The 21,023-nt window shown below is 62.1% G+C and carries 19 protein-coding genes; 5 read left to right on the plus strand and 14 right to left on the minus strand.

Annotated features, from left to right (window positions below; translation table 11 throughout):
- Positions 1-63: 63 nt before the first annotated feature.
- The 5 genes from K6G35_RS08640 to K6G35_RS08660 form a co-directional block, all read right to left on the minus strand.
- On the minus strand, positions 64-1,032 hold the full coding sequence (locus K6G35_RS08640; protein ID WP_495675560.1) for a SphA family protein: 969 nt from the start codon (positions 1,030-1,032) through the stop codon (positions 64-66).
- A gap of 182 nt (positions 1,033-1,214) precedes the next feature.
- A complete protein-coding gene (locus K6G35_RS08645) occupies positions 1,215-2,249 on the minus strand; it encodes a DUF1254 domain-containing protein (protein ID WP_495675561.1) in 1,035 nt (344 codons plus the stop codon).
- Positions 2,250-2,325: 76 nt separating this feature from the next.
- Positions 2,326-3,768 carry a DUF1254 domain-containing protein gene (locus K6G35_RS08650; RefSeq protein WP_495675562.1) on the minus strand — a complete coding sequence of 481 codons (1,443 nt, stop codon included), beginning with the start codon at positions 3,766-3,768 and terminating at the stop codon, positions 2,326-2,328.
- Between the two features lie 83 nt (positions 3,769-3,851).
- Positions 3,852-4,799 (minus strand): alpha/beta hydrolase, encoded by a 948-nt coding sequence (locus K6G35_RS08655; RefSeq protein WP_495675563.1) that lies wholly within the window; start codon positions 4,797-4,799, stop codon positions 3,852-3,854.
- A 31-nt stretch (positions 4,800-4,830) separates the two neighbouring features.
- Complete coding sequence (locus K6G35_RS08660; RefSeq protein ID WP_495675564.1) at positions 4,831-6,360, minus strand: flavin-containing monooxygenase; 1,530 nt, start codon at positions 6,358-6,360, stop codon at positions 4,831-4,833.
- A 99-nt stretch (positions 6,361-6,459) separates the two neighbouring features.
- Between K6G35_RS08660 and K6G35_RS08665 the strand changes: the two genes are divergently transcribed.
- Both K6G35_RS08665 and K6G35_RS08670 read left to right on the plus strand, forming a co-directional pair.
- Positions 6,460-7,479: an AraC family transcriptional regulator gene (locus tag K6G35_RS08665; protein WP_008651640.1), complete on the plus strand. Its 1,020-nt coding sequence runs from the start codon at positions 6,460-6,462 to the stop codon at positions 7,477-7,479.
- A gap of 405 nt (positions 7,480-7,884) precedes the next feature.
- Entirely contained in the window at positions 7,885-8,133 is a 249-nt protein-coding gene (locus tag K6G35_RS08670; protein WP_317915098.1) for a hypothetical protein, read from the plus strand.
- Positions 8,134-8,203: 70 nt separating this feature from the next.
- Here the strand turns inward: K6G35_RS08670 and K6G35_RS08675 are convergent, their stop codons facing one another.
- The 6 genes from K6G35_RS08675 to K6G35_RS08700 all read right to left on the minus strand — a co-directional run bounded on the left by K6G35_RS08675 (position 8,204) and on the right by K6G35_RS08700 (position 14,478).
- On the minus strand, positions 8,204-8,506 hold the full coding sequence (locus K6G35_RS08675) for a hypothetical protein (RefSeq protein ID WP_495675565.1): 303 nt from the start codon (positions 8,504-8,506) through the stop codon (positions 8,204-8,206).
- Positions 8,507-9,487: 981 nt separating this feature from the next.
- A complete protein-coding gene (locus K6G35_RS08680; RefSeq protein WP_495675566.1) occupies positions 9,488-10,861 on the minus strand; it encodes an MFS transporter in 1,374 nt (457 codons plus the stop codon).
- A 219-nt stretch (positions 10,862-11,080) separates the two neighbouring features.
- Positions 11,081-11,707 carry a pyridoxamine 5'-phosphate oxidase family protein gene (locus K6G35_RS08685; protein ID WP_495675567.1) on the minus strand — a complete coding sequence of 209 codons (627 nt, stop codon included), beginning with the start codon at positions 11,705-11,707 and terminating at the stop codon, positions 11,081-11,083.
- Between the two features lie 12 nt (positions 11,708-11,719).
- Entirely contained in the window at positions 11,720-13,078 is a 1,359-nt protein-coding gene (locus K6G35_RS08690) for an adenylosuccinate synthetase (protein ID WP_495675568.1), read from the minus strand.
- A 3-nt stretch (positions 13,079-13,081) separates the two neighbouring features.
- Positions 13,082-13,546: a RidA family protein gene (locus tag K6G35_RS08695; protein WP_051705380.1), complete on the minus strand. Its 465-nt coding sequence runs from the start codon at positions 13,544-13,546 to the stop codon at positions 13,082-13,084.
- Between the two features lie 146 nt (positions 13,547-13,692).
- Positions 13,693-14,478 carry an AraC family transcriptional regulator gene (locus K6G35_RS08700; RefSeq protein WP_495676338.1) on the minus strand — a complete coding sequence of 262 codons (786 nt, stop codon included), beginning with the start codon at positions 14,476-14,478 and terminating at the stop codon, positions 13,693-13,695.
- A gap of 138 nt (positions 14,479-14,616) precedes the next feature.
- Between K6G35_RS08700 and K6G35_RS08705 the strand changes: the two genes are divergently transcribed.
- Positions 14,617-15,474, plus strand: coding sequence for an alpha/beta hydrolase (locus K6G35_RS08705; protein WP_008651625.1), 858 nt, complete (start codon positions 14,617-14,619; stop codon positions 15,472-15,474).
- Positions 15,475-15,758: 284 nt separating this feature from the next.
- Here the strand turns inward: K6G35_RS08705 and K6G35_RS08710 are convergent, their stop codons facing one another.
- Entirely contained in the window at positions 15,759-16,805 is a 1,047-nt protein-coding gene (locus tag K6G35_RS08710; RefSeq protein ID WP_035882611.1) for an AraC family transcriptional regulator, read from the minus strand.
- A 75-nt stretch (positions 16,806-16,880) separates the two neighbouring features.
- Between K6G35_RS08710 and K6G35_RS08715 the strand changes: the two genes are divergently transcribed.
- A complete protein-coding gene (locus K6G35_RS08715) occupies positions 16,881-18,104 on the plus strand; it encodes an MFS transporter (RefSeq protein WP_495675569.1) in 1,224 nt (407 codons plus the stop codon).
- 133 nt (positions 18,105-18,237) lie between these two features.
- Complete coding sequence (locus tag K6G35_RS08720; RefSeq protein WP_008651620.1) at positions 18,238-18,564, plus strand: EthD family reductase; 327 nt, start codon at positions 18,238-18,240, stop codon at positions 18,562-18,564.
- A gap of 327 nt (positions 18,565-18,891) precedes the next feature.
- Here K6G35_RS08720 and K6G35_RS08725 read toward each other — a convergent pair whose 3' ends face one another.
- Together K6G35_RS08725 and K6G35_RS08730 are read right to left on the minus strand one after the other, a co-directional pair.
- The gene (locus tag K6G35_RS08725; protein ID WP_187192274.1) at positions 18,892-19,917 is read right to left on the minus strand and encodes a LacI family DNA-binding transcriptional regulator; all 1,026 of its coding nucleotides are present in this window, start codon (positions 19,915-19,917) and stop codon (positions 18,892-18,894) included.
- A 98-nt stretch (positions 19,918-20,015) separates the two neighbouring features.
- A complete protein-coding gene (locus K6G35_RS08730; protein WP_186425112.1) occupies positions 20,016-20,993 on the minus strand; it encodes a tripartite tricarboxylate transporter substrate binding protein in 978 nt (325 codons plus the stop codon).
- Positions 20,994-21,023 lie beyond the last annotated feature (30 nt).

Below are 21,023 nucleotides of genomic sequence, written 5' to 3' on the forward strand. Positions count from 1 at the left end.
GGCCTCCGCGCCCGGCCATCTGGCATTCGAGGGCTACCGATGCAAGTCGCAGGATGCGAGCTGTCAGAATACAAGCGTTGCTGTTGCCAAGACAGTGGCAGTGCTATCCAGCCGGTTCTTGCTGGTGACCGTAGGCACCCAGCGCACGCTGAATGAAAGCGGCGCCTTGCCGCCAAGCTTGGTGTCGTACGTGACGATCGGCCCGATCGTGAAGTCGTGGCCGCGGAAGCCATTGAGGCGGTCGGCCGTGGGCCCGGTGTCGTTACCCAGTTGCTGAACCGTGCCCATGACGATCCCTATACCCCAGGCGCCGAACTTCTTCAGCCCCATGACATCGAGCGTGAACAACGGTGCATTCTGATAGTTAGTGGCGCTGTTGCGCGTATAGAACTGGAACGCAGCCACGCCGTTAAATTCGAGCCCGTATTGCGGCATCACGTGCGTGAATGCGGCCTGCGGCACGAAAGTCCAGTTGTTCAGGCTCGGATTGGCCAGCGCGTTCTTGTCGTATTGCCCAGTGGGGGCCCAGACATTAAAGCTCAAGGCCATGTGGCTGTTCTTCGAGAAGTGAAAGCCGGCGATGATCGGGCTGAAATAGATGTCATAAAGATTCGACGCCCGATCCGAGGTGTCACGCGAGAAACTGGCAGCGCCGGCGGTCACGCCCGCATTGGCGTGCACCGAAGTCCAGACATAGGGTAGCGTGAAGCTCGAGGCAAAATTCCAGGCGCCGGGGCCCGTATCCCACACCTTCATCAGTGTGGCCAGCGTGAACGCGATCTTCGCGTCAACGCCCAGCGTGGTACGGCCACCAATCGGCACCTGGCGACCGCCGCTGATCGATCCGTCCATGTAGAGTTGCTGGAGATTGGCTATCCATACCGGCTGGTCCGGGATGACGGCAACGTTGGACGACACGCTGGTGCCCGCCACCGGTCGGCCCAAAGCGCCCTCCGTGGCATGTCCAGCCAGCGGCGCCATCAGACTGCCAGCGGCGATGGCGGCCAGGACGGGGGCACCTGCACGCTTCATGGTGTGTCTCCGTGTTAAGAGTGCTGTTACGAATTACAGTGGGTGCGGATGCGACATTGCGAGGGAACGCCAAGACGCGCCTCACCCTTGGCCCACGCCATCCAGGAGAGGACAAAGGCGTTCTCAGATCCAGAATGCCGCCTTCGTCCAAGTACCTTCCGCCTTTTCCTGGCGTGCTCTGCTTAGTTCACAGCCTGAGCCTGCGGAAAACTCCATGCGCCACGGACAATCTCGGCGTGCGGCCGATACAGGCGTACGGTGTAGTTCCACCCGGGGACGATGGGCAGGCAGTTGGGCAACTGTCCGTTACACCCGCCGAACTGGATCGGAATCGACCCGTCACTGTTCTTCTGCGCTGTGATGTTGTTGACGGTGTAGGCATTGGCCGCGTTTCTCTGGAAGTAACCTTCGGCGTTGTAAACGCTGATCGACCAGAATCCATCCACGGGCACATCCTTCACGTTCACCCGGTACACGGTCTTTCCGTCGTTCTTTTCCGGTGTGATGTTCAGGTAGATGGCGTCCTTGTCGGGGTTGCCACCCCAGCCAGCCGCCGTGCCCATCAGGTGGCGCACCGGATCGACCTCGCCCTTCTTGCCGAATGACCTCTTGAAGTCCGGTGTCGTGGCCGACAACGCCAGCAGCGCGTCACGCACCTTCTTCTGGCTCGCCTGGTCCCAGTTGGGCACCTCCAGCTTTCCCGTCGATTTTTGGCTGACCTTGATGTCGTCCTGCAGCGCATGGACTTGCTTCAGGTCATTCGAATCGTTCGGATTCACCAACGTGCGGATGGCTGCGGCCACATAGCGCGTGCCGACGTTCTCGCGCGTCAACGTATGCGTGCCGGCACCGTAGAACACATTGGGTACATAGTGGTCCTCGCTGATGACCTGCAGCGACATGAAGCGCTTGCCCGGGTCCGGCATGGTAATTGTCACCGGGCCAGCATCGAGGTCGAACACGCCCGAGGAATACAGCGTGTCACGGTTCAGGCGGATGACGGCCTGGTCATCAATCGACGCGGGCTCGCGCCGGTGTTGCAGCTTACCGACGCCCCCCTGCTTTGCCACGCCGACGATATACATGTCGGACTCCGCCCGCACGAAGTTGTCTACCGTGACCGGCACGGGTGCGCCGGTCGCCTGAGCAGCGGCAATCTGGCCATAGGTCGTATCCACGCCAACGAGCGCGAAGCCCATCAAGGCGTTGGAAATCATTGTTTTCTTCACAGTTCCCCTCCGTCGTATCGGGTTTTCATAGTCACACAGGCGCCTCGGCGCCTGTGCTTGATTTTTACTCGGCCGCCACCATAGGCGGCTGGCGCCATTGGCCGGACAGCATCTCCTGTTTCGGCAAGTACACGCGCAAGATGGCATAGAAAGACCCTTCAGGCGCCGGCAGCCAGTTGCTCGCCTTATCCTTGCCTGGACTGTCCTTCTGGACATACAGGGTGAGCCCACCGTCGCGATCGCGCTTGAGTTGGCCGAGCATCGAAGCGTTGATCAAATACCGGTTCAGAGGGTTAGCCACCAGCAGCTTGCTCTGGCCGTCATACATCGTCAGAGACCAGAACGCGTTGGCCGGCGGCAGTTTGTCCTTGTCGAAATGCAGGGTATAGCGCGTGGCGGCAGCATCCAGCGGCTTGCCTGCGACATCCAGGAAGTAGCCGGGATAAATCGCCTCTTCCGCCGAGTTACCGAATATCCCCAGTACTGCCGCTGCATAGCGGTACATATAGTTGTTCTTCAGGTGCTCGCGTGTACCAAACAAGTCGCCGCTGGTGAGCTTCCTGGTGTCCAGTTGCGTCTTCTTGAATTCCACGAACTGCGACTTGCCATCAGCCATGCCGGCCGCCATGGCCTTCTGTATCTCTGGCGATAGCGAGCTTTTGTCGAACGACAGGCCGCGGCCCACACCGATTTTTGCGAAGCGCGCCATCACGTCCTGCTCGCTCGGCACCGTCGGGGCGAACTGCAGCATGAAGTTCAGGTAGCGGAAGAAAGCCAGCGAATCCGTGGCATCCGCGACGGGCTTCGGCCAATCGACGGGAGAGGCTGGCGCTGGTGCCGGCCTGCCGAGAAACGCGCTCAGCGTCCGCACCTTGTAGCCGTTCTGGATGGCACGCACCCGGCGCAGATCCTTGGCATTGAAGAGCTGCGTACGATAAATAGCATAGGCAATACTGGATTCGCTGCGAATCACGGCCTTCACGTTGGCTGGCTTCTCGCCGCTCCAGTCGGGGCCCACGATCATGTAATTTCCGCCCTGGTTGCCGCTGGTGCGAGTGCCAAGATAGGCGAAGTTGTGCGTATAGAGATCGATCAGCTGGACGGAGTAGTAGCGCTTATTCTCGATGGGCGGCAACGTCAACACCAGCGGCTCCGCGCGCAGGTCCATCCAGACAAATGAATATGGCGTGTCCGAATTGGGCGTAATGATCGCCGTGTCGTTCGGCGTGAAGACGTTGGCCGTGTTGCCTATCTGGTTAAACGGCGCTTTGAAGTTCGGACCGCCCTGGTCGACCGCCTGGGCGTGGAGCGTCTTGTACGCTTCGACGACCGGGTAGCCGTAGATGTAGGCTTCGCACGCGATGGCGCGAACTTCCGCTTCGTTGACTGCGCTCGCGGCTCCCTCGTCATTTGCCTGTTCCGTCGCAGGACCAATCTTCACGGACTGGCATCCCGACAACGCAAAGACCGACAGCAAAGCGGCCACCAACAGATCCTTCATCGACATCACGGCTCCCAGACATTACAGCAGACGGTTACATGCGCCACGTGCAGCACACATGGAGAATTGCGACGCCCAACAGCACGCGTTCACGGTCGGATTCCACTGCCCGCACGATGATCTCGGCCGCCTCTTGCGGGGGCAAGGGGGACGACACCAATGTGCCGGTTCAGAAAGGCCAACTGTGCCGCGATGCTACTTGCGAACGCCGGTTCATCGTGCAAATGCAGCTCAAAGTGGTTGCCTTCCACGAGATGGAACTCGCAGTACGGTATGCGCCTGGACGCCCGTCGCGCGGCACTGGCCGGCGTGATCGTGTCACGGGTTCCGGCCACGATCAACGTAGGCGCGGCGACCTTGTGCGCGTGCCGAATCGGGCTGTAGAGTGGCACCTCCAGAAAGATGCGGGACAGTACCTTGTTCTCCCACGCCGTTCCCGCAGGCAGCAGCCTTGCATAGCCATGCCAGGCGTCGTCGCCGGTCAACGCGGCCATATCGCCGTGACGGCCGATGATCGGGCTGTAGTGCTCGCGACGAATGACGCTGCCACCAAGGTCGCGCGTGGCCGCAAGCATCATGCGCAGCAAGAGATGGACGGGTACCTGCTTCATGCTGGCCAGCCCGCTGACATGCGGGACTTGGGCTATGACGGCTCGGACCCGATGATCTGCAGCAGCAGTCTGGATGACGTGTCCGCCCGAGAACGACGTCCCCCACAACACCATGCGATCGGCGTCAACCTCTGGGAGTGAGCGCACATGTGCGATGGCGGCGGCCCAGTCCTGCAGGTGGCGGCGCGGGCTGACCCAGTGCCGCGGCTCCCCTTCGCTGTCGCCGAAGTTCCGGTAATCGAAGAGATATGCGGCGTAGCCTTCGGCCACGAACCGCTCGGCAAAGGCTGGCAGACCGGCGGCGCGAATGGCGCCGAATCCATGCGCCATGATGACGACGGGCGGGCGCGTCCCCTGGCTCGGCAGTATCAGCGTGGCCGCGCAGCGCTCACCGTGGCTTTGGAAGAAAGAATCAATGCTGACCATGCAAGGCTCCAATGCGGAAAGCGGCTGAACCTCACACGGCTGTTTCGTCCATGCCGGTTGCCACAAGGTCGCCGGCTGGCCGGCCGCGCGCCACCGTCGTAGTCGTTGCGGCACGGACGAACCTCAGCGCTGGATCGTCGATCGGATGCCTCGTCAACATCTCGCGATCGGCCGCGAAGTTGTGGAGAACGCGCCAGGGAGGCGTCCGGCCCTGGCGAGGCAAGGTGCTCCGGCCGCGTTGCACGTAACCGGACTGCAGGGAATCCATGACCGTTTCTTCCAGCATTTCCCCGGCTGGGGCGAATGGCGTTACGACGTCGTAGCCGTGGCGGTCCATGTGGTTGAGCAGGCGGCAGATGTAGTTGGCAGCCAGGTCGACCTTCAATGTCCACGATGCGTTGGTATAGCCAAACAGGTTGGCCAGGTTGGGCACGTCCTGCATCAGCACGCTCTTGTAGGTCATGAGGCTGCTGGGGTGCCGCGGCTGCCCGTCCACCTGTACCTCCATGCCACCAAGGGACTGGAGCTGAAGCCCGGTGGCCGTGATGATGATGTCAGCCTCAAGGCTCTTGCCCGACTTCAGACGGATGCCGGTTTCGGTAAAGGTCTCGATGTGGTCCGTCACCACAGAGGCCTTGCCTTCGCAGATAACCTTGAAGAGATCGCCGTCAGGCACTGCGCACAACCGCTGGTCCCACGGGTTATAGCTGGGCGAAAAGTGCTGCATTTCGGCGCCATGACCGAGCTGTTGTTCAACATGCGACAGCAGCCAGGAACGGACGCGCCGCGGCCACCGCTTTGCGGTCCTGTAGATGAGGCGCTGCAAGCGGATATTGCGCCACCGTGCCAGGCCATACACCCAGCGTGCGGGCAGTATCGATTGCAGGACGGCAGAGATCTTGTCATATGCCGGCACCGAGAAGACGTAGCTGGGCGAGCGCTGCAGCATCGTGACGTGCGACGCCTGACCGGCCATGGCCGGCACCAGCGTCACCGCCGTTGCGCCACTGCCGATCACGATGACGCGCTTGCCCCGATAGTCCAGGTCTTCAGGCCAGTGTTGCGGATGAACGCAGATGCCCCGGAACCGCTCAAGGCCGGCAAAGTCAGGCCGGTGCCCGTGGTCATAGTTGTAGTAGCCCGTGCAGGGGATCAGGAACTTGCAAGTGAGGGTACAGGTATCGTGGCTGCCTTCCTGCTGCGTGGTGACGGTCCAGTACCGGTCCTCGCTCGACCACGATGCCCGCAGGACTTTCTGCCCGAACTGAATGCATTCGTCGACACCGTATTCGCGCGCGGTATCGCCAATATAGCGACGGATCGAAGGGCCGTCGGCAAGGACTTTCAACTCGTGCCAGGGGCGAAACTTGTAGCCGAAGCTGAACATGTCCGAATCTGACCGGATGCCGGGATACCGGAACAGGTCCCAGGTCCCACCGATGGCACTGCGCCGCTCCAGGATGCCGACGCGCTTGTCCGGACATGCCTCAGCCAGGTGGCATGCCATGCCGATGCCGGATAGTCCGGCACCGATAATCAATACGTCGTAATTGGCGTTCACGCAGCGTCTCCTTATGGCTTGCCTTGTCGTCCGGAAACTGTAGCGCGTGGAGCCAAGCGACTCTTGACGTCACGAGACAATTAATTTACGTTACGAGCCATGGATGCCCTCGTGCGAACAAGCGGACTGCGTGGATACCCGGCACTGATGCGCGCCATGGGTTGCGACCCCGCGCCGCTGCTGCGGCGCTATCACGTCGACGAAGGGACGCTCGACAGCGACGACGCCATGATTTCCCTGCGCGCTGTCGTGCATCTTCTGGAGGCCAGCGCGGAACAGACCCGGACCGCTGACTTCGGCCTGCGCTTGTCCAAGCACCAGAGCATTGACGTGCTGGGGCCCTTGAGCATTGCGTTGCAGAATGCAACGACAATCCGCGCTGGTATGGATTTCGCGGCGCACCATATGTTTGTGCATAGTCCGGGTCTCGTCTACACAGTCCACGAGCACAGCGAGATTGCGAAGGATGCGGCCGAGGTCTCCATCGAGATACGGCTCTCGCGGCAGCCGGCCCAGCGGCAAGCCATTGACCTGTGCCTGGCGGATATGCACAACTTCACCCGGCTACTCGCCGGCGACCGATACGCGCTTCGCGCGGTGTCCATTCCTCACACGCCGATTGCGTCGCTTAGCACCTACGAGCGCTTCTTTGGCGCCAGGGTATTGGTGGAGCAGCCAAGGGCCAGTCTGCATCTCAGCCGCAGCACGCTTGCGGCCGACCTGCTGGGCGTCGACGCGACGTTGCGGCGGATCGCGGAGGACTATATCTTCCGCAACTTCCGCAGCGAGCACGGCAGTGTTTCGGATCGTGTCCGGCAGGTGCTGCGCGACACGCTGGGCACGTCGAGCCACAGCAAGGCCAGCGTGGCCGATCTGCTGGCCATGCACCCGCGCACGATGCAACGCCGCCTTGCCGCGGAGGCAACCAGTTTCGAGGCCATAAGAAACGATGTGCGCAAGGAATTGGCGATGCGCTATTTGTCTGAAACCAATCTGCCTCTCGGGCAGATCACCCTGCTTCTTGGCCTTCCCGCCCAATCTGCATTGTCGCGGGCCTGCCGTCAGTGGTATGGCGCCGCCCCTTCGACACTGCGCAAACATAAACGCACCGCAGATTGATGAGTGATTCGCTGCCAGGCTGAAAAATCCCCTCGACATGTGTGATCGTGAGGGGCTTCTCAACGGTCCGCGACTGGGGAGAGGATGCCGACGTCGCGCTCTGTGAGAGGCTGATCTTACGGCCGTCCGGATCACCGCTACCGCTCAGGGAATCCTTTTACCGCGTAACCCGGTCGACGCTGGCCGCAGCTTCCTTCCGAGCCGAAGATACTCTGCAGGACTTAGTTTGCTAAATGACGTCTTTCAGGTTCATGCTGGGCGCAGCAGGGCAACCCCGACGGCCGATCATCCGCCAGCCAAACCGGCACGCGAACGACCCTCTGTACGTCGGCAGGAGACGTCTTGTTATGACGTCACCGAACGGCAGTTCCGGGTCGGGCAGAGTCGGTCGCTGCGGTCATCTGCATGACCAGAACTTGGCCAGAGAGTTACGCATCCCACTTCGCGCGTGGCGTCGATCTTGCAGCCCAATTACACGGTGCACTGAACTGGGATGAATTGATCTGGCATGCGAGCGATTTGATGGCGGTCGCCGGGGAAGAGCCCAACCGGCCACGCCCAAAAGCCGGCGTCACGATCACGTTCAGACCAGAACACACCGATCGCGACAGCCAAAAACAAAACAGCCGACCAATCGGTCGGCTGTTCCCTTAAGAAGCCGCTGAAGGCTTGCGGAAGGTCTGGCTCGAACGAGCACCCTTCCGCCCGCCTTGCGAACGCCGCCTTACTGCTTCGTGGCGGTGGGGGCCGGCGCGACCTTCTCAGCCGCTACGGGGGTGGCCTTCGCTTCTGCCGGAGCAGCAGCCTTCGCCGTGCTCACCTTGGTGGCCTTGGCGTGCGTGGTGGCGTGCGCGGTGGCGTGCTTATGTGTAGCGGCCTTGGCGGGTGCTTTCACAGCGGGAGCCGGCGCGGCTTGCGCAACCGGGGTGGCCGGTGCCGGGGCAACAGCGGGAGCCGGGGCAACGCCTTGGGCGAAAGCGGCGCCGGTGATGGCGAGAGAGGCGACAGCGGCGAACAGCTTCTTCATGATGAATCCTTCTTTGAGGTTAGAGGCACAGCAAGTTGCCGTGCTTGCCCGTAAAAACGACCCGCGTTGATTTGGCGTTGACGATGAGGTTGTGACAAACCGTAAGCAATGTTTCTGCAGAGCCCATCGCCGATACGTGTGCCTCGCCCCGAGAATTCACCAAAGGGGGGCGGAGCGCTCGTCGTTCAGTTCGAAGCGCAAAGAGATGGGGCACGGCGAGATGCCGAGCAACTCGCGGGGCTGCTGCGCACCCGCAACGCCTTGGTGAACGCACTGGCTCCATCCAGGTGATACGGGCAACTAGAGCCTCGTCTGCTTGGCGAATTGGTAGGGATCGCGGTTTGGTAGGCCAGGCGCTCGTCGGCTTAGGGCACGGTTCGGCCAGGAGCGGCCGTTGCGCACTGCCAGCCCCCCATTACCATGGGTCACATGTCTGCTCTAGCTTTTCTTCGCTTTCCCGTAGCGCACCCAAAAAGCGTCCGCGATTATGAGGGCAGCTAGTTTGGGGTGATGGCGTCCTACGGTTTCACACGAGAAGGGGTAATAGCATGGCTAGGCGATTTCTCTATTTAAACATCGGCTTTGCTGGATTTTGCATAGCAGCAATGGGCGCGATAACAGGGTTTATCGGCTTCGGGATCGAGACGCGGTGGCTGTCTCTGCTTGGCTTTGGTATCACGATACTCGGAGTTCTAGTCGGTTTCATCGGCATTGTGCTCGGCTGGATAACGATCGGCGGGCAAGCCATAAGTGGGAGCGTTAGCGCTGCCAATGAACTCGCTGCGAGGATCAAACGATTCCGAAAATAGAACACCTCGCCGAGGTGGCGACCGTTGGCATCGGCGCGTATCAGCCACTCTTCCCGCTCGCTTTGAACGTCTCAGAAGGGTCGGAAGGCGCCGACCGGGCGCCTTTTCCTTACATCACCATATCCGACTGCGGATTCGACCGGCCGTCGCGCCGTGAGTTGCCGCGATCGTATCAGTCGGCAATGGTCTCCAACGCCCTGCCTCGGGTCTCGACGCCGAACCTGCTCACGATCCCTGCGGCCGCAAGGAAGCACAGCGCACCCAGGCAGAACACGCCAGCTTGCCCAGCAACCGGCAATATCAGACCCACCAGCGCCGGGCCCAACAACGAACCCACCCGCCCGACCGTCGATGCCATCCCGCATCCAGAGGCGCGTGCACGCGTGGGATAGAGTTCAGGCGTATAGGTGTAGAGCACCGCCCACATACCGAACATGAAGAACTGCATCATGCCGCCTGAAAGTATCAGCACCGTGGCGTCTGGATTGGAGCCCGCCAGGCTGCCGTAGATGAACACCATGCATGCACCGCCCACCAGCGTCGCCACGCATGCCGGCTTGCGTCCCCACCGCTCCACTGCCCATGCGGCCCACAGGAACCCCGGAATACCACCGATGGAAATATAGACCGTGTACAGGACGGATTTGGTCACCTCCACCCCGGACTGCTGCAGCAACGCCCCAATCCAGGTATTCAGCCCATAGAACCCCAGCAAGGCAAAGAACCACAAACCCCACACAGTCAGCGTCCGGCTGCGGTACTCGCGAGACCAAAGCACACGCGGACCCGATGCGGTCGACTCCGCCATGGTGATCACGGGGGTGACTTCGGGCAACGCATCCAGCTTCAACCGCCGCATCACCGAATGCTCGATGCGCTCGACAATGTCGGCCGCTTCCGCATGCCGGCCCTGCGATTCCAGCCAGCGGGGGGATTCCGGCACGTAGCGGCGGATGACAAGCAGGAAGACGGCCGGGACGGCACCGAGCAGGAACATCGTGCGCCAGCTATAGGCACTCAACACGTAGTACGACATCAAGCCGGCGCAGATGAAAGCAATCGGCCAGTTTCCGTCCATCAATGCCAGATACTTGCCACGCTGGCGTGCCGGAATAAACTCCGACAACAGCGTCTGGGCCAACGGCAGCTCCATACCCATGCCAAGACCAAGCAGTATCCGATAGGCGCCGAGTTCCATTGGACTGCTCGCCGTGGAACAGAGGTAGCTGCCAACTCCCCAGATGATCATGCTGAACTGGAAAACCGGCTTACGGCCAAACCGGTCCGCCAGTACCCCAGAGCAGATCGCGCCGATGGCCATCCCGACGAAACTGGCACTGCCGAGCATCCCCGCCTGCGCGGAGGTCAATCCGAACTCTGTACGGATCGACCCCAGGAGATAGGTCATCATGGCCAGGTCGAGATTGTCGAAGAAGAAGGCCATGGCAATCACGGCAAACAGGAATCGGTGGTACCCGCACACGGGCAGTCGTTCCAGCCGGTCGCCTGTGCGCACGCGCATCAGCTCGAGCGGTGTGTGTTTCATGTTGTCTCCAGTAGTTTTGATGCCAGCGCCTGAAGGCGCTGATCACAATGGGATGACGCATCGATGCGTCATCGCTTTCTACTGTCGCGTGGAGACGTAGTCGAGGCCCGTGCGGAAACGCCAAGGTCTGTCTCGAAGGTGCCAAGCCACTCACGTGGTATCAAAAAAAAGAGGGGTGCCTGAGCACCCCTCTTTTCGTCAGCCGTCAGCGCGCAGCCGTTACCTTGTCGCGAACTTGTGCGGATCAAATGCCTCCGGCGGCAAGCCGGACAGCGTGGCACCGGACTGGAATGGATAGCGTAAGTATGGAGCCTTTGGTTGCCCCGGCGGCGAGTACTGGCCATCCGCGAGGATGCGTTTCTTTGCACTCAGTTCGCGAATCTCGCATCGATAGGCAATGATCTGATTCGCCGCACCGTCCTCGATCGGCGAATAGTCCTTCTCAGGTCGGAACTTATCCAACGCCTGGTTCTGATGTGCCCGTATTTCGTCCGTGCTCTCCCGGAGTTTCACTTCACATCGCGCGATCACGCTATAGTACTCAAGGCTCGTGTTCTGTCCCTTGGGCGCCTTCAACAAGGCCACCGGTCGATCCACTTCGATAGTGATCAGGGGATTCGCCCGGATCGCCGACGCGAGCTTGCCAAATCTCGAGCTGTGGATCAGGAACGCGTCGCCGGTAAAGGTAAAGCTCTGCGCGGTGATGTAGGGGAACGGCGTGTCGTGCACCGCCACCCTGCAGATCAGTTCATTCCTGAGGAATTCCTCGATCGCGGGCCAGTCTGCCCAGGCCAGATCGGTCCGGCGCATTTCGTTGTGCAAGTAGGAAGGTTTCTCGATGGTCATGATCGGGTGGGTTCAATGTTGAGTCCTGAACAACCGCATCTGCTTACGTTCCGGACCTAAACCAATGCCGCGTAGCGGCCGGCGAAGGGCATCGGCCAGCCACTCGAGCAGGGTTTCAAGTTGTGGGGGAAGCGGAGAAGCGTGGTCGCGCGGGATGGCGTCCGCATCGAAAGCTGGAAACAACGCCACCTGCGACTCACCCCCGCCCCTCGAGCTGACGACCACCGGAATGCATCGGTTGGGAGTCTGCGCAAAGGCGGCCAGGCTGTCGCACTTGTTTAGGTAGACCTCGTCGACGCCAAACTGCCGCACGGCAAGCTGGAGTTGCGCGACATCCAGCATCCCAATCCGACGCGGTCGCCCGGTCCCCGTGCCATATTCGTTCGACAGCATCCGGATCGCCACACCGATGGAGAACGCATCCCCTTCCGCGAGCAACGCCTGTGGATCAAAACGGACGGCTTCGTCGGCTCTTCCCCACCCCTCTCTTCCGGCCCGGGCGCAATAGGCCTCGGACCGCTCCGCACCGAGCTCCGTTGGCAACGGCCCGCTGCCCACGCGGGAGACGATGGCCTTGGCCACGCCGATTGTCTTGCGGTGATACTGACAAGGGAGGTCGCCCCCCACGAAGGCGTAGGAAGGCAGAGTATGGCTGGACGTCACCCAAGGTTGAGCACCCTGCACAACATCCAGCATGACCGACTGTGCGCCCTCGAAGAGTACCCGCGCACCGCGTTCGACCCGCTCCAGCAGTGCGGCCGGATTGTCTGTCACAAATGGTTTGACGACCCGCCACGCCTGGCGCATCCCATCCATGAAGATTGACAGTTCCTCATCGCTGTCCTGCGCAGCCAACCGTGCCATCCGCTCGAATGCGCTGCCCTCATCCAGCAGCAGGTCGCGAATCTGACACGCGGCTCGCTCGCCGCCTCGCATGCGGGCTGCCAGGTCCGCGTAACACGGCCCGATGCCGTTACCGGTTGTGCCGATTTGCCCGCCATCCTGGCGATCTGACAGGAAATGGACGGGCTGAACGATCGGGCATCGGTCACTGATGGTCAGTCGCCCGGCCAGGTTGATCCCCTGCCCGGCCAGCATTTCGATTTCCGACGCCAGTTGCTGCAAGCCGATCACGCAGCCGGAACCGATGTAGAGGGCGACCCCTGGATGCAGCACGCCGGAAGGAACCTGGCGTAGCCGCAATGTGCCGTCAGGCGTGACGATGGTATGCCCTGCGTTCGCGCCGCCGTTGAAGCGCGCGATCACGTCATACTCGCCGGCGAGATGGTCGACCACCCGGGCCTTTCCCTCATCGCCGTACTGCAGCCCCACCAGCACGTCCGCGCATGCTGCTCTTGTCGCGGTATTCATCGACTACGCATCCAGGGCAAACGTCGCCTCGATTTCCACCGGGGCACCGAAGGGAAGGCTCGCCACCCCCATCGCCACGCGTGCATGACGTCCCCGCTCCTCGAAGATCCGATTGAGAAGCTCGGACGCCGCGTTGATCACCTGCGGCGCATCATTGAAACCCGGCTTCACCGCGACGTAGCCACCAACCCGGACCACGCCACGAATACGCTCGAAGTCCCCCTCCACGGCCGCGCCAACCCAACCAAGCATGTTGGCCAGACACAGTCGTGCGGCATCCTGAGCTGCTTCCACGGTGACTGCGTCGGGAACCGTGCCGACAAGTATCGGCTTGCCATTCTGCAGCGGCAATTGCCCCGATACAGTCAGCAAACCATGGTGAAGCGTGTATGGGACATAAAGTGCCTTGGGGATTTCCGCCGCAGGCAAGACAATACCGGCGGCCCGGATACGATCCATCACTGACATACTGACTCCTCGACTTGATAAAAGGTCGACGGAGCCTGCACGGTGCTAGCAATCCGCCGACACCCTGACTGTGCCGCACGGCGCGGTATGCGATTCGCGCGGTGACGCCAGTTGATGTCGAGCAGACGCCAAACTGTCCGCGATGCCTAATCCCCAGCCATATCCCTGAAATATTCAGTAGGCGTCATGCCCAGCGCTCGCCTGAACATGGCACTGAATGCACTCGGGCTCTCATATCCAAGCTGCAAGGCAATGTCCGTGACATGACAGCCCTCGGCGAGCAGCCGTACAGCTGCCATCAGTCTCGCCTGCTGCTTCCAGCGGCTGTAAGTCATGCCTGTTTCCTCCGGGAAGAGCCGGATGATGGTCCGCTCGCTGGCGCCCACCGATCGACTCCATGCTTCCACCGAAGTCTCGTCAGAGGGATCGTCGAGGATCTTCGCGCAGATCTTGCTTAGCCGCGTATCCCTCGGCATCGGCAAATGCAGCGGAACAACGGAAAGCGGTCGCAAGTCCTGCAGCAGCAATTCGACCACCAGGTTGTCACGACTACCTTCGTCGTAGGTCAAAGGCATGCGAACCACCGCCGATATCAGCTCCCGCAACAGAGGCGGGACGGCCACGACACAGCAGTCATGCAATTCCTCGGGAACGGCATCGGATCGGACATAGACCGTTCGCATCTCGACGTCACCGCAAGCTTGCATGGCATGTTCGACATTGCACGGGACCCATACCGCGCGCTGCGGCGGCACGACCCACGATCCGAAATCGGTTGTGACCAGGATTGCGCCTACATAGGCGTAGATGAGTTGAGCACGTGGATGTGAATGCGCGCCGATATGGAAGCCATCCTTCAGCTTCCTCGCCATGCCGCCTACCGGCCGGTCTATCGCCTGGTAGTCATCCCGGTTTTCGCTCTTTCCAAACATGGCGTCCTTGCGATAGTCGTTGTCATCCACGGGCGCGACGCATCAGGCACCGACAAGTATCTTGGGCCGGACGTCAATTCGCGTCGCAACAATCTAGTGGAATCGAGACATCGATCCAACAGTCTGGAGCCAAATGTAATGTCAGTGTATCGAAACTTCAATCAGGAAGAACTGGACCATCAGTACAACGTCAGGGCGGGCATCCCTGGCTTCCAGAACATCTTCCTGGCATGGGAAAGAACCAGCGCGGCGTTTCGGCGCGCCAATCCGGTAAGGGAGAATCTTGCATACGGACCGAACGTCAAACAGGCGCTGGATTTCTTTCCCGCCAGAACGAAGAACCGTCCGTTGCTTGTCTTTATCCATGGTGGCTATTGGCAATCGCTCGACAAGTCGGACTTCAGCTACATTGCTGCGCCCTACCTGAAGCGCGACATCAATGTCGCCGTGGTGAATTACCGCCTCGCCCCCGATGTTGGCATGGCCGGCATCGTTCGGGACAATCGCGATGCCGTGGCATGGCTCCATCGCAATGCTGAGGAACTCGAGTTCGACGCGAGCCGGATCTTTGTCTCGGGACACTCCGCCGGCGGGCATCTAACCGCTACGCTGGCAGGGACGGATTGGGAGACGCTCGGCGTGCCCGCCGATATCGTAAAGGGAGGCTGCGCGATCAGCGGCCTGTATGACCTGGAGCCCATCCGCCTGTGCTATCTCAACAAGGTGGTGCAGTTGACCGAAGCGGATGTCGCAAACTACAGCCCGATGCGCCATCTGCCGATGGTGAAAGTGCCCATGATCCTGACCGTTGGTGGAGATGAGTCGCCGGAGTACCACCGGCTCCAGCGAGAGTATCAGGCGCTGCTGACCGAATGCGGATTCGACGTGCAAATCGTGCCGCAGGAGGGTGGACATCATTTCGATGCGGTCGATCTGCTGGGCGATGCCGACGGGACCCTTGCCGCGTCTGTATTGCGCATGATCGAACGAACCTGAAGCTCAGGTTGCGGGCCTCGCTGATATCTTGCAGTCGTTAGCCTAGTCCGCCTTTGCAAGAAAAGCCGGCCAATCTCATGCGACCCCAGTTCGCTGTCGGCCGGTTGTCCACACTGCAAGGCTCTTCCCGCCCGCGCTTGGCATCCCGTTAGCCGATATCGTGACGCCCATCGTCATCGACTACATCATCGCCAAGGCGCACTCGTTCAACGGCCCGGGAGCCAGCGAAGGCCGCTAAGGATTGCGGATTCAACCGGTCGTTGCAACACAGCTCTCCGACCAGCCTACGGCACGGCACGCGTGGCGTAGGCTGCGTCAATCTCCGCACGTACCGCGCCCGGTGGCCGCCCGACCACCCGCTTGAATGCGCGGCTGAACGCGGCGAGCGACCCGTAGCCAAGCCGGTACGCAACGGATTCAATGGCCTCGCGGTCGCGTGCGATCCATTGCGCGGCGAGCCGCATCCTCAGCTCGGTCAGGTAGCGCACGGGCGTCATCCCAGTCGCCGCGAGAAATCGCTCGGCGAACACCGAGCGCGACACACCTGCTTCGGCGGCCAATTCCGCGACGCTCCAGTTTCGGCCCGGATCGCGATGTAGCGCGACGATCGCGCGGCCGAGCTTCGGATCGAGCAGCGCTTGCACCCAGCCCGTCGCGTCGCCGCAGCCACATTCGACCCAGCCGCGCACGATGAACGAGGCGACTACGTCCGCGAGCCGCGCGAGGATGCCCGCGAAGCCTGCGCGTTCCGAGCAGGCTTCGCGCTCCATCGCATCGAGCATCGGGCGGATTTCGGGGTAGCGCGCGAGCAGTGTGCCGACGTGCATGAACTCCGGCATCGTGCCGACGAGCGGCTGCATGCCGCCAAGATCAAACTCCATGCACGCGCTGAAGATCAGCGCGTCGCCGAGCGTCGGATCGGATTTCGCGCACGGCGGTGGAGTACCGACCGACGCGACCGAGTCGCAGATCTTCGCGCTCTCGAAGGCACCGATGGGACGGCACGGGGCGTCTGGATCGGACACAAGTGCGTGCATGCTGCCGTGCGGTAACAGGATCGCGTCACCAGTTTCAAGCCTCATCGTTGCGCCAGCCGCGTCGCGCAGCAGCACGGGCCCGCGCCCGACGAAATGGAACTGCGCGCGTCCCGGGACGTGGCCGAAGCTCAACCCGAACGGTCGCGGGACCTGGATGCGGCGATACTGGACGCCGCTCAGGCGCATCCCCAGCAGCAGCTCGCTGACGAGGTCGCGCACGTCGGGAACGGGAGCCGGAAGGGAAGCGGACATTGGATCCGGACGATTAATCAATGATTGCGGATTGTATGTCATATACCGTCCTGCCATCGCTGCTTACGATATGCCGTCATTGGCACTTTTCCCGATTTTCCTGACATGGAACGACGCATGAATCCCGGATTTTCCAAGGCCGCTCCGCAAGCGGCCTCCAGTGAACCCGCCTGGGGCGCGGTCTTCGCAATGGCGCTTGGCGTGTTCGGCCTCGTAACGGCCGAATTCCTGCCCGCAAGCCTGCTCACACCAATGGCCGACAGCCTCGGCGTGACCGAAGGTGTCGCCGGGCAGACGGTGACGGCCACCGCAACGGTCGCGCTCGTCGCGAGCCTGCTGACCGCCGCCGCGACGCGTACGATCGACCGACGGCGCGTGCTGCTCGCGTTTTCGATACTATTGATCGCGTCGAATCTCGCGGTTGCGTTTGCCACCAACCTCACGACGATTCTGATTGGCCGCGTTGTGCTCGGCATAGCGCTCGGAGGCTTCTGGACGATGGCAACGGCCACTGCGATGCGACTCGTGCCTGCTGCGATGGTACCGCGCGCGCTGTCGATCATCTTCAGCGGCGTGGCCGTCGCGACGATCGCCGCTGCCCCGCTCGGCAGCTACTTCGGCCACCTGATCGGCTGGCGCAACGTGTTCCTGTTAGCCGCCGCGCTTGGCGGCGTCGCGTTTCTGTCGCAGGTCGCGACGCTGCCGTCGATGCCGCCGAGCGGAACGACGCGCCTGCGCACGTTGATCGACGTGCTGCGCCGGCCGACCGTCGGTCTCGGAATATTCGCGACGACGCTCGTGTTCACCGGACATTTTGCGTTCTTCACGTACCTGCGGCCGTTCCTCGAACAGGTCGCGGGCGTTGGAGTAAACGGGCTGTCAGCGATCCTGCTCGGCTACGGGGTCGCGAACTTCCTCGGCACGTCGCTCGCCGGCCGCGTGCTTGAACACCGGCTGCGGCCAATGCTGATCGCAATGCCCGCACTGATGGTCGTGCTCGGCATCGGGCTCGTAGTGCTCGGCCGCGCGCCGATGATCGATGCGGTGCTAGTCGCGCTTTGGGGGATGGCGTTCGGCGGCGTGCCGGTCGCATGGTCGACATGGGTCACGCGCACCGTTCCCGATGAAGCCGAGAGTGCGGGCGGCCTGATCGTCGCGGCCGTGCAGCTCGCGATCGCAACCGGTGCGGCGGCAGGCGGCGTCGTGTTTGACGCAAACGGCGCGACTGGTGTATTCGCCGGGGCCGCCGTCGTGCTAGCCATCGCGGTTGCTACGATCGTGACGGGCGTACCGCAACGCGTGGAGACAGTATCCGCGCTGGTCGAGCGTAGACCGCATTAAATCTGTCACAGTGCGACAGTAGACGCCCCAACACGCCAGACGATTCCGGCCAAGCAACCATTGAACCACTCGCCATGCATGAACGGCGTTCTACCGTCCCAAATCGCAGTCAGTGCAAAGCAAGGAGAACCCCATGATCAAGGTCAACGTGATGTATCCGTACACCGAAGGCGCGCGCTTCGACCACACCTACTACCGCGACCGGCACATGCCGATGGTAAAGGCGAGGCTAGGCACTGCCTGCAACTACTACACCGTCGAAAAGGGCCTGGCTGGCGGAGCGCCAGGTGCGCCACCCGCCTTCGTAGCGATGTGCGCGTTTATCTGTGATTCCGTCGAAGGCTTCCAGGCCGCCATGCAGGAGCACGGCGCCGAGATCCTTGGCGACATCGCCAACTACACCGACATCGCGCCGGTGCTCCAGGTCAGCGAGATCGTCGTCGAACGGTCGGATCGTTGAATTCTCCGCAGCTTGCCTTCCAGCGGCGGCGCCGGCGCCCCACCCTGCGCTCGCGCGGCCGCCGCTGGCCATTGCCGCCGCCCGATGGGGCAGCAGCATAGCGATAAAAGCGAATCACAAAAGGCGTACCCGCGCCGACATCTGAAAATGCCTGGCCCTACGGCCTTTGAATCTTGGGTGGACAATAATTGCCGCCGCGGTAAAAGAGGGTTGCTTCGCAAGCATCCCCTCCCCGTTTGCCGTGGCGAGGATGACTTGGTGATTCAGGATTCGGTGCAATTTAGCGGCAATTCGGACTGATGATGCGCCGATGCTGGCCGTAGCCGCCTAGCGCGGCACGGCCGTCGAGCCACGCACGACGAGTTCGGGCGTCAGCGAAACGGATACCACTGGCGCCTCGGGCTTGCCGATCTTCCTGAGCAGCAGCGTAGCGGCCTGCTCGCCCATCTCATGCACGGCAATGCGGATCGTCGTCAGCGGTGGGGTCAGCGCATCCACAAACGGCATGTCGTTGTGTCCGACAACCGATACGTCATCGGGACAGCGGATGCCGTGCTCGCGCAAATAGTCATAACAGCCCATCGCGACGAGGTCGTTGCCGGCCGCGATCGCCGTCAGGCCCGGCAGTGACTGGAACAGTTCGGCGCAGGCCTCACGGCCGGCCTCGCGCGAATAGCTGGCGGCCTCCACCACCGCGTAATCGTCGCGGCGCAGGCGATGGCGTTTGACCGCCTGCAGGAAACCTTCGCGGCGCTGCTGGCCGGTAGAAGTGGTCTCCGGTCCGGCGATATGACCGATGCGCCGATGACCGAGCTTCACCAGGTGATCGACAGTCAGCCGCATCGCCAGCAGGCCATCGCTGACCACGCACGACGCGCACCCCGTCGGCTCGCCCCGGTTGACCATCACCACCGGGATGGAAAGCTTCAGGCAGTAGTCGAGGATCGGGTCGTCGCGCTCGGCCGTGGCCAGCACCAGCCCTTCCACCTGCCGTCCCATCAACTGGTCGATAACGAACCGCTGGCGCGACTTATCGGCGCCGGCATTGACGACGATCGGCACATAGCCGTCACGCGCCAGCACCGATTCGATACCAGCAAGGATCGGCGGGAACACCGGGTTGGCAATATCGGGCAGCACCACACCGACCAGTCCGGAGCGCTGCGTGCGCAGGCCGGCCGCGATCCGGTTCGGCCGGAAACCGCGCTGCTCGGCCAACTGCAGGATGCGTGCGGCCACCTCGTCGGCCACCAGATGCCGCGTGGCCGGATTCATCACGCGCGAGACGGTGGAGTAGTGGACGTCAATCTCGGCAGCCAGGTCTTTGAGAGTCAGGCGTTTGCGCTCGGGCATGTTGGCAGCGGGCGGTGCGATTACGGGTTGGCGATGCGCTATTCTAGCGCCTGCGATCAGCACGCCCGTGCCCGCTTGCTGCCAGATGGCGGCGCCGCTTACTGCCCCGCCGTCACCCCCGACTGCCGCACCACTGGCGCGAGCTTGCCGATCTCCACCTGGATATAGCTGGCGAACGCCTGCGGTGTGCTGCGGCGGGGCTCGGCACCCTGTGCAGCCATCCGCTCGCGCACGTCTGGCGAAGCCAGCACCTTGCCGATCTCCGCGTTTAGCGCATCGACGATTTCCTTCGGGGTACCCGCCGGCGCCAGCACGCCGAACCAGGAATCGAAGGCGTAGCCCGGCAGTCCGGCCTCCGCTACCGTCGGGATATCGGGCAGCACGCTCGTGCGCGCGGGCGTGGTCACTGCCAGCGCGCGCAGCTTGCCTTGCTTGACAAACGGCATGGCGGAAAGCGTCGGCGCGAACATCATGTCACCGCGCCCGGCCATGACATCGGTCAGAGCCTCGCCAGTGCCCTTGTACGGAATATGCACGATGTCGATCCCGGCCTGCATCTTGAACAACTCGCCGCTCAGGTGCGTGGAACTGCCCGATCCCGCCGAGTCGAAGTTCATCGCGCCCGGCCTGGCCTTCGCCGCCGTCACCAGATCACGCACCGACTTGTACGGACTCGCCGCGTTCACCACCAACACGTTCGGCACCGATGCCACCAGCGAAACCGGCGCGAAATCCTTGACCGTGTCATAGCCGAGCTTCGGATACAGCGTCGCATTGATGGCGTGGCCCACCGAGACCAGGATGAGGGTGTACCCATCCGGCGCCGACCGGGCCACCGTGGTGGCGCCAAGCGTGCCGCCCGCGCCGGGCCGGTTGTCGACGACGATCTGATACGTGCCGCCTTCACCCATCTTGGTGCTGATGATGCGCGCCAGTATGTCGGTGGCGCTGCCGGCCGAGAACGGCACGACCAGCCGGATCGGCTTGCTGGGATAGTGCGGCGGCGCTGCCGTCGCCATGGTCGATGCGATTGCAAGGGAAAGCATGGCGCCAAGCGCCTTGAAACGTCGAAACATGATAGGTCTCCTCGCGATGCGTGTGCGGGT

The sequence above is a fragment of the Cupriavidus sp. HY129 genome (assembly GCF_059492215.1).

Excerpts from the sequence above, each read along its gene's own strand:
- K6G35_RS08640 (WP_495675560.1), bottom strand. The coding sequence starts at position 1,032 with ATGAAGCGTGCAGGTGCCCCCGTCCTGGCCGCCATCGCCGCTGGCAGT.
- K6G35_RS08645 (WP_495675561.1), bottom strand. The coding sequence starts at position 2,249 with ATGATTTCCAACGCCTTGATGGGCTTCGCGCTCGTTGGCGTGGATACG.
- K6G35_RS08650 (WP_495675562.1), bottom strand. The coding sequence starts at position 3,768 with ATGTCGATGAAGGATCTGTTGGTGGCCGCTTTGCTGTCGGTCTTTGCG.
- K6G35_RS08655 (WP_495675563.1), bottom strand. The coding sequence starts at position 4,799 with ATGGTCAGCATTGATTCTTTCTTCCAAAGCCACGGTGAGCGCTGCGCG.
- K6G35_RS08665 (WP_008651640.1), top strand. The coding sequence starts at position 6,460 with ATGGATGCCCTCGTGCGAACAAGCGGACTGCGTGGATACCCGGCACTG.
- K6G35_RS08670 (WP_317915098.1), top strand. The coding sequence starts at position 7,885 with ATGACCAGAACTTGGCCAGAGAGTTACGCATCCCACTTCGCGCGTGGC.
- K6G35_RS08675 (WP_495675565.1), bottom strand. The coding sequence starts at position 8,506 with ATGAAGAAGCTGTTCGCCGCTGTCGCCTCTCTCGCCATCACCGGCGCC.
- K6G35_RS08680 (WP_495675566.1), bottom strand. The coding sequence starts at position 10,861 with ATGAAACACACACCGCTCGAGCTGATGCGCGTGCGCACAGGCGACCGG.
- K6G35_RS08685 (WP_495675567.1), bottom strand. The coding sequence starts at position 11,707 with ATGACCATCGAGAAACCTTCCTACTTGCACAACGAAATGCGCCGGACC.
- K6G35_RS08690 (WP_495675568.1), bottom strand. The coding sequence starts at position 13,078 with ATGAATACCGCGACAAGAGCAGCATGCGCGGACGTGCTGGTGGGGCTG.
- K6G35_RS08695 (WP_051705380.1), bottom strand. The coding sequence starts at position 13,546 with ATGTCAGTGATGGATCGTATCCGGGCCGCCGGTATTGTCTTGCCTGCG.
- K6G35_RS08700 (WP_495676338.1), bottom strand. The coding sequence starts at position 14,478 with ATGTTTGGAAAGAGCGAAAACCGGGATGACTACCAGGCGATAGACCGG.
- K6G35_RS08705 (WP_008651625.1), top strand. The coding sequence starts at position 14,617 with ATGTCAGTGTATCGAAACTTCAATCAGGAAGAACTGGACCATCAGTAC.
- K6G35_RS08710 (WP_035882611.1), bottom strand. The coding sequence starts at position 16,805 with ATGACATACAATCCGCAATCATTGATTAATCGTCCGGATCCAATGTCC.
- K6G35_RS08715 (WP_495675569.1), top strand. The coding sequence starts at position 16,881 with ATGAATCCCGGATTTTCCAAGGCCGCTCCGCAAGCGGCCTCCAGTGAA.
- K6G35_RS08720 (WP_008651620.1), top strand. The coding sequence starts at position 18,238 with ATGATCAAGGTCAACGTGATGTATCCGTACACCGAAGGCGCGCGCTTC.
- K6G35_RS08725 (WP_187192274.1), bottom strand. The coding sequence starts at position 19,917 with ATGCCCGAGCGCAAACGCCTGACTCTCAAAGACCTGGCTGCCGAGATT.
- K6G35_RS08730 (WP_186425112.1), bottom strand. The coding sequence starts at position 20,993 with ATGTTTCGACGTTTCAAGGCGCTTGGCGCCATGCTTTCCCTTGCAATC.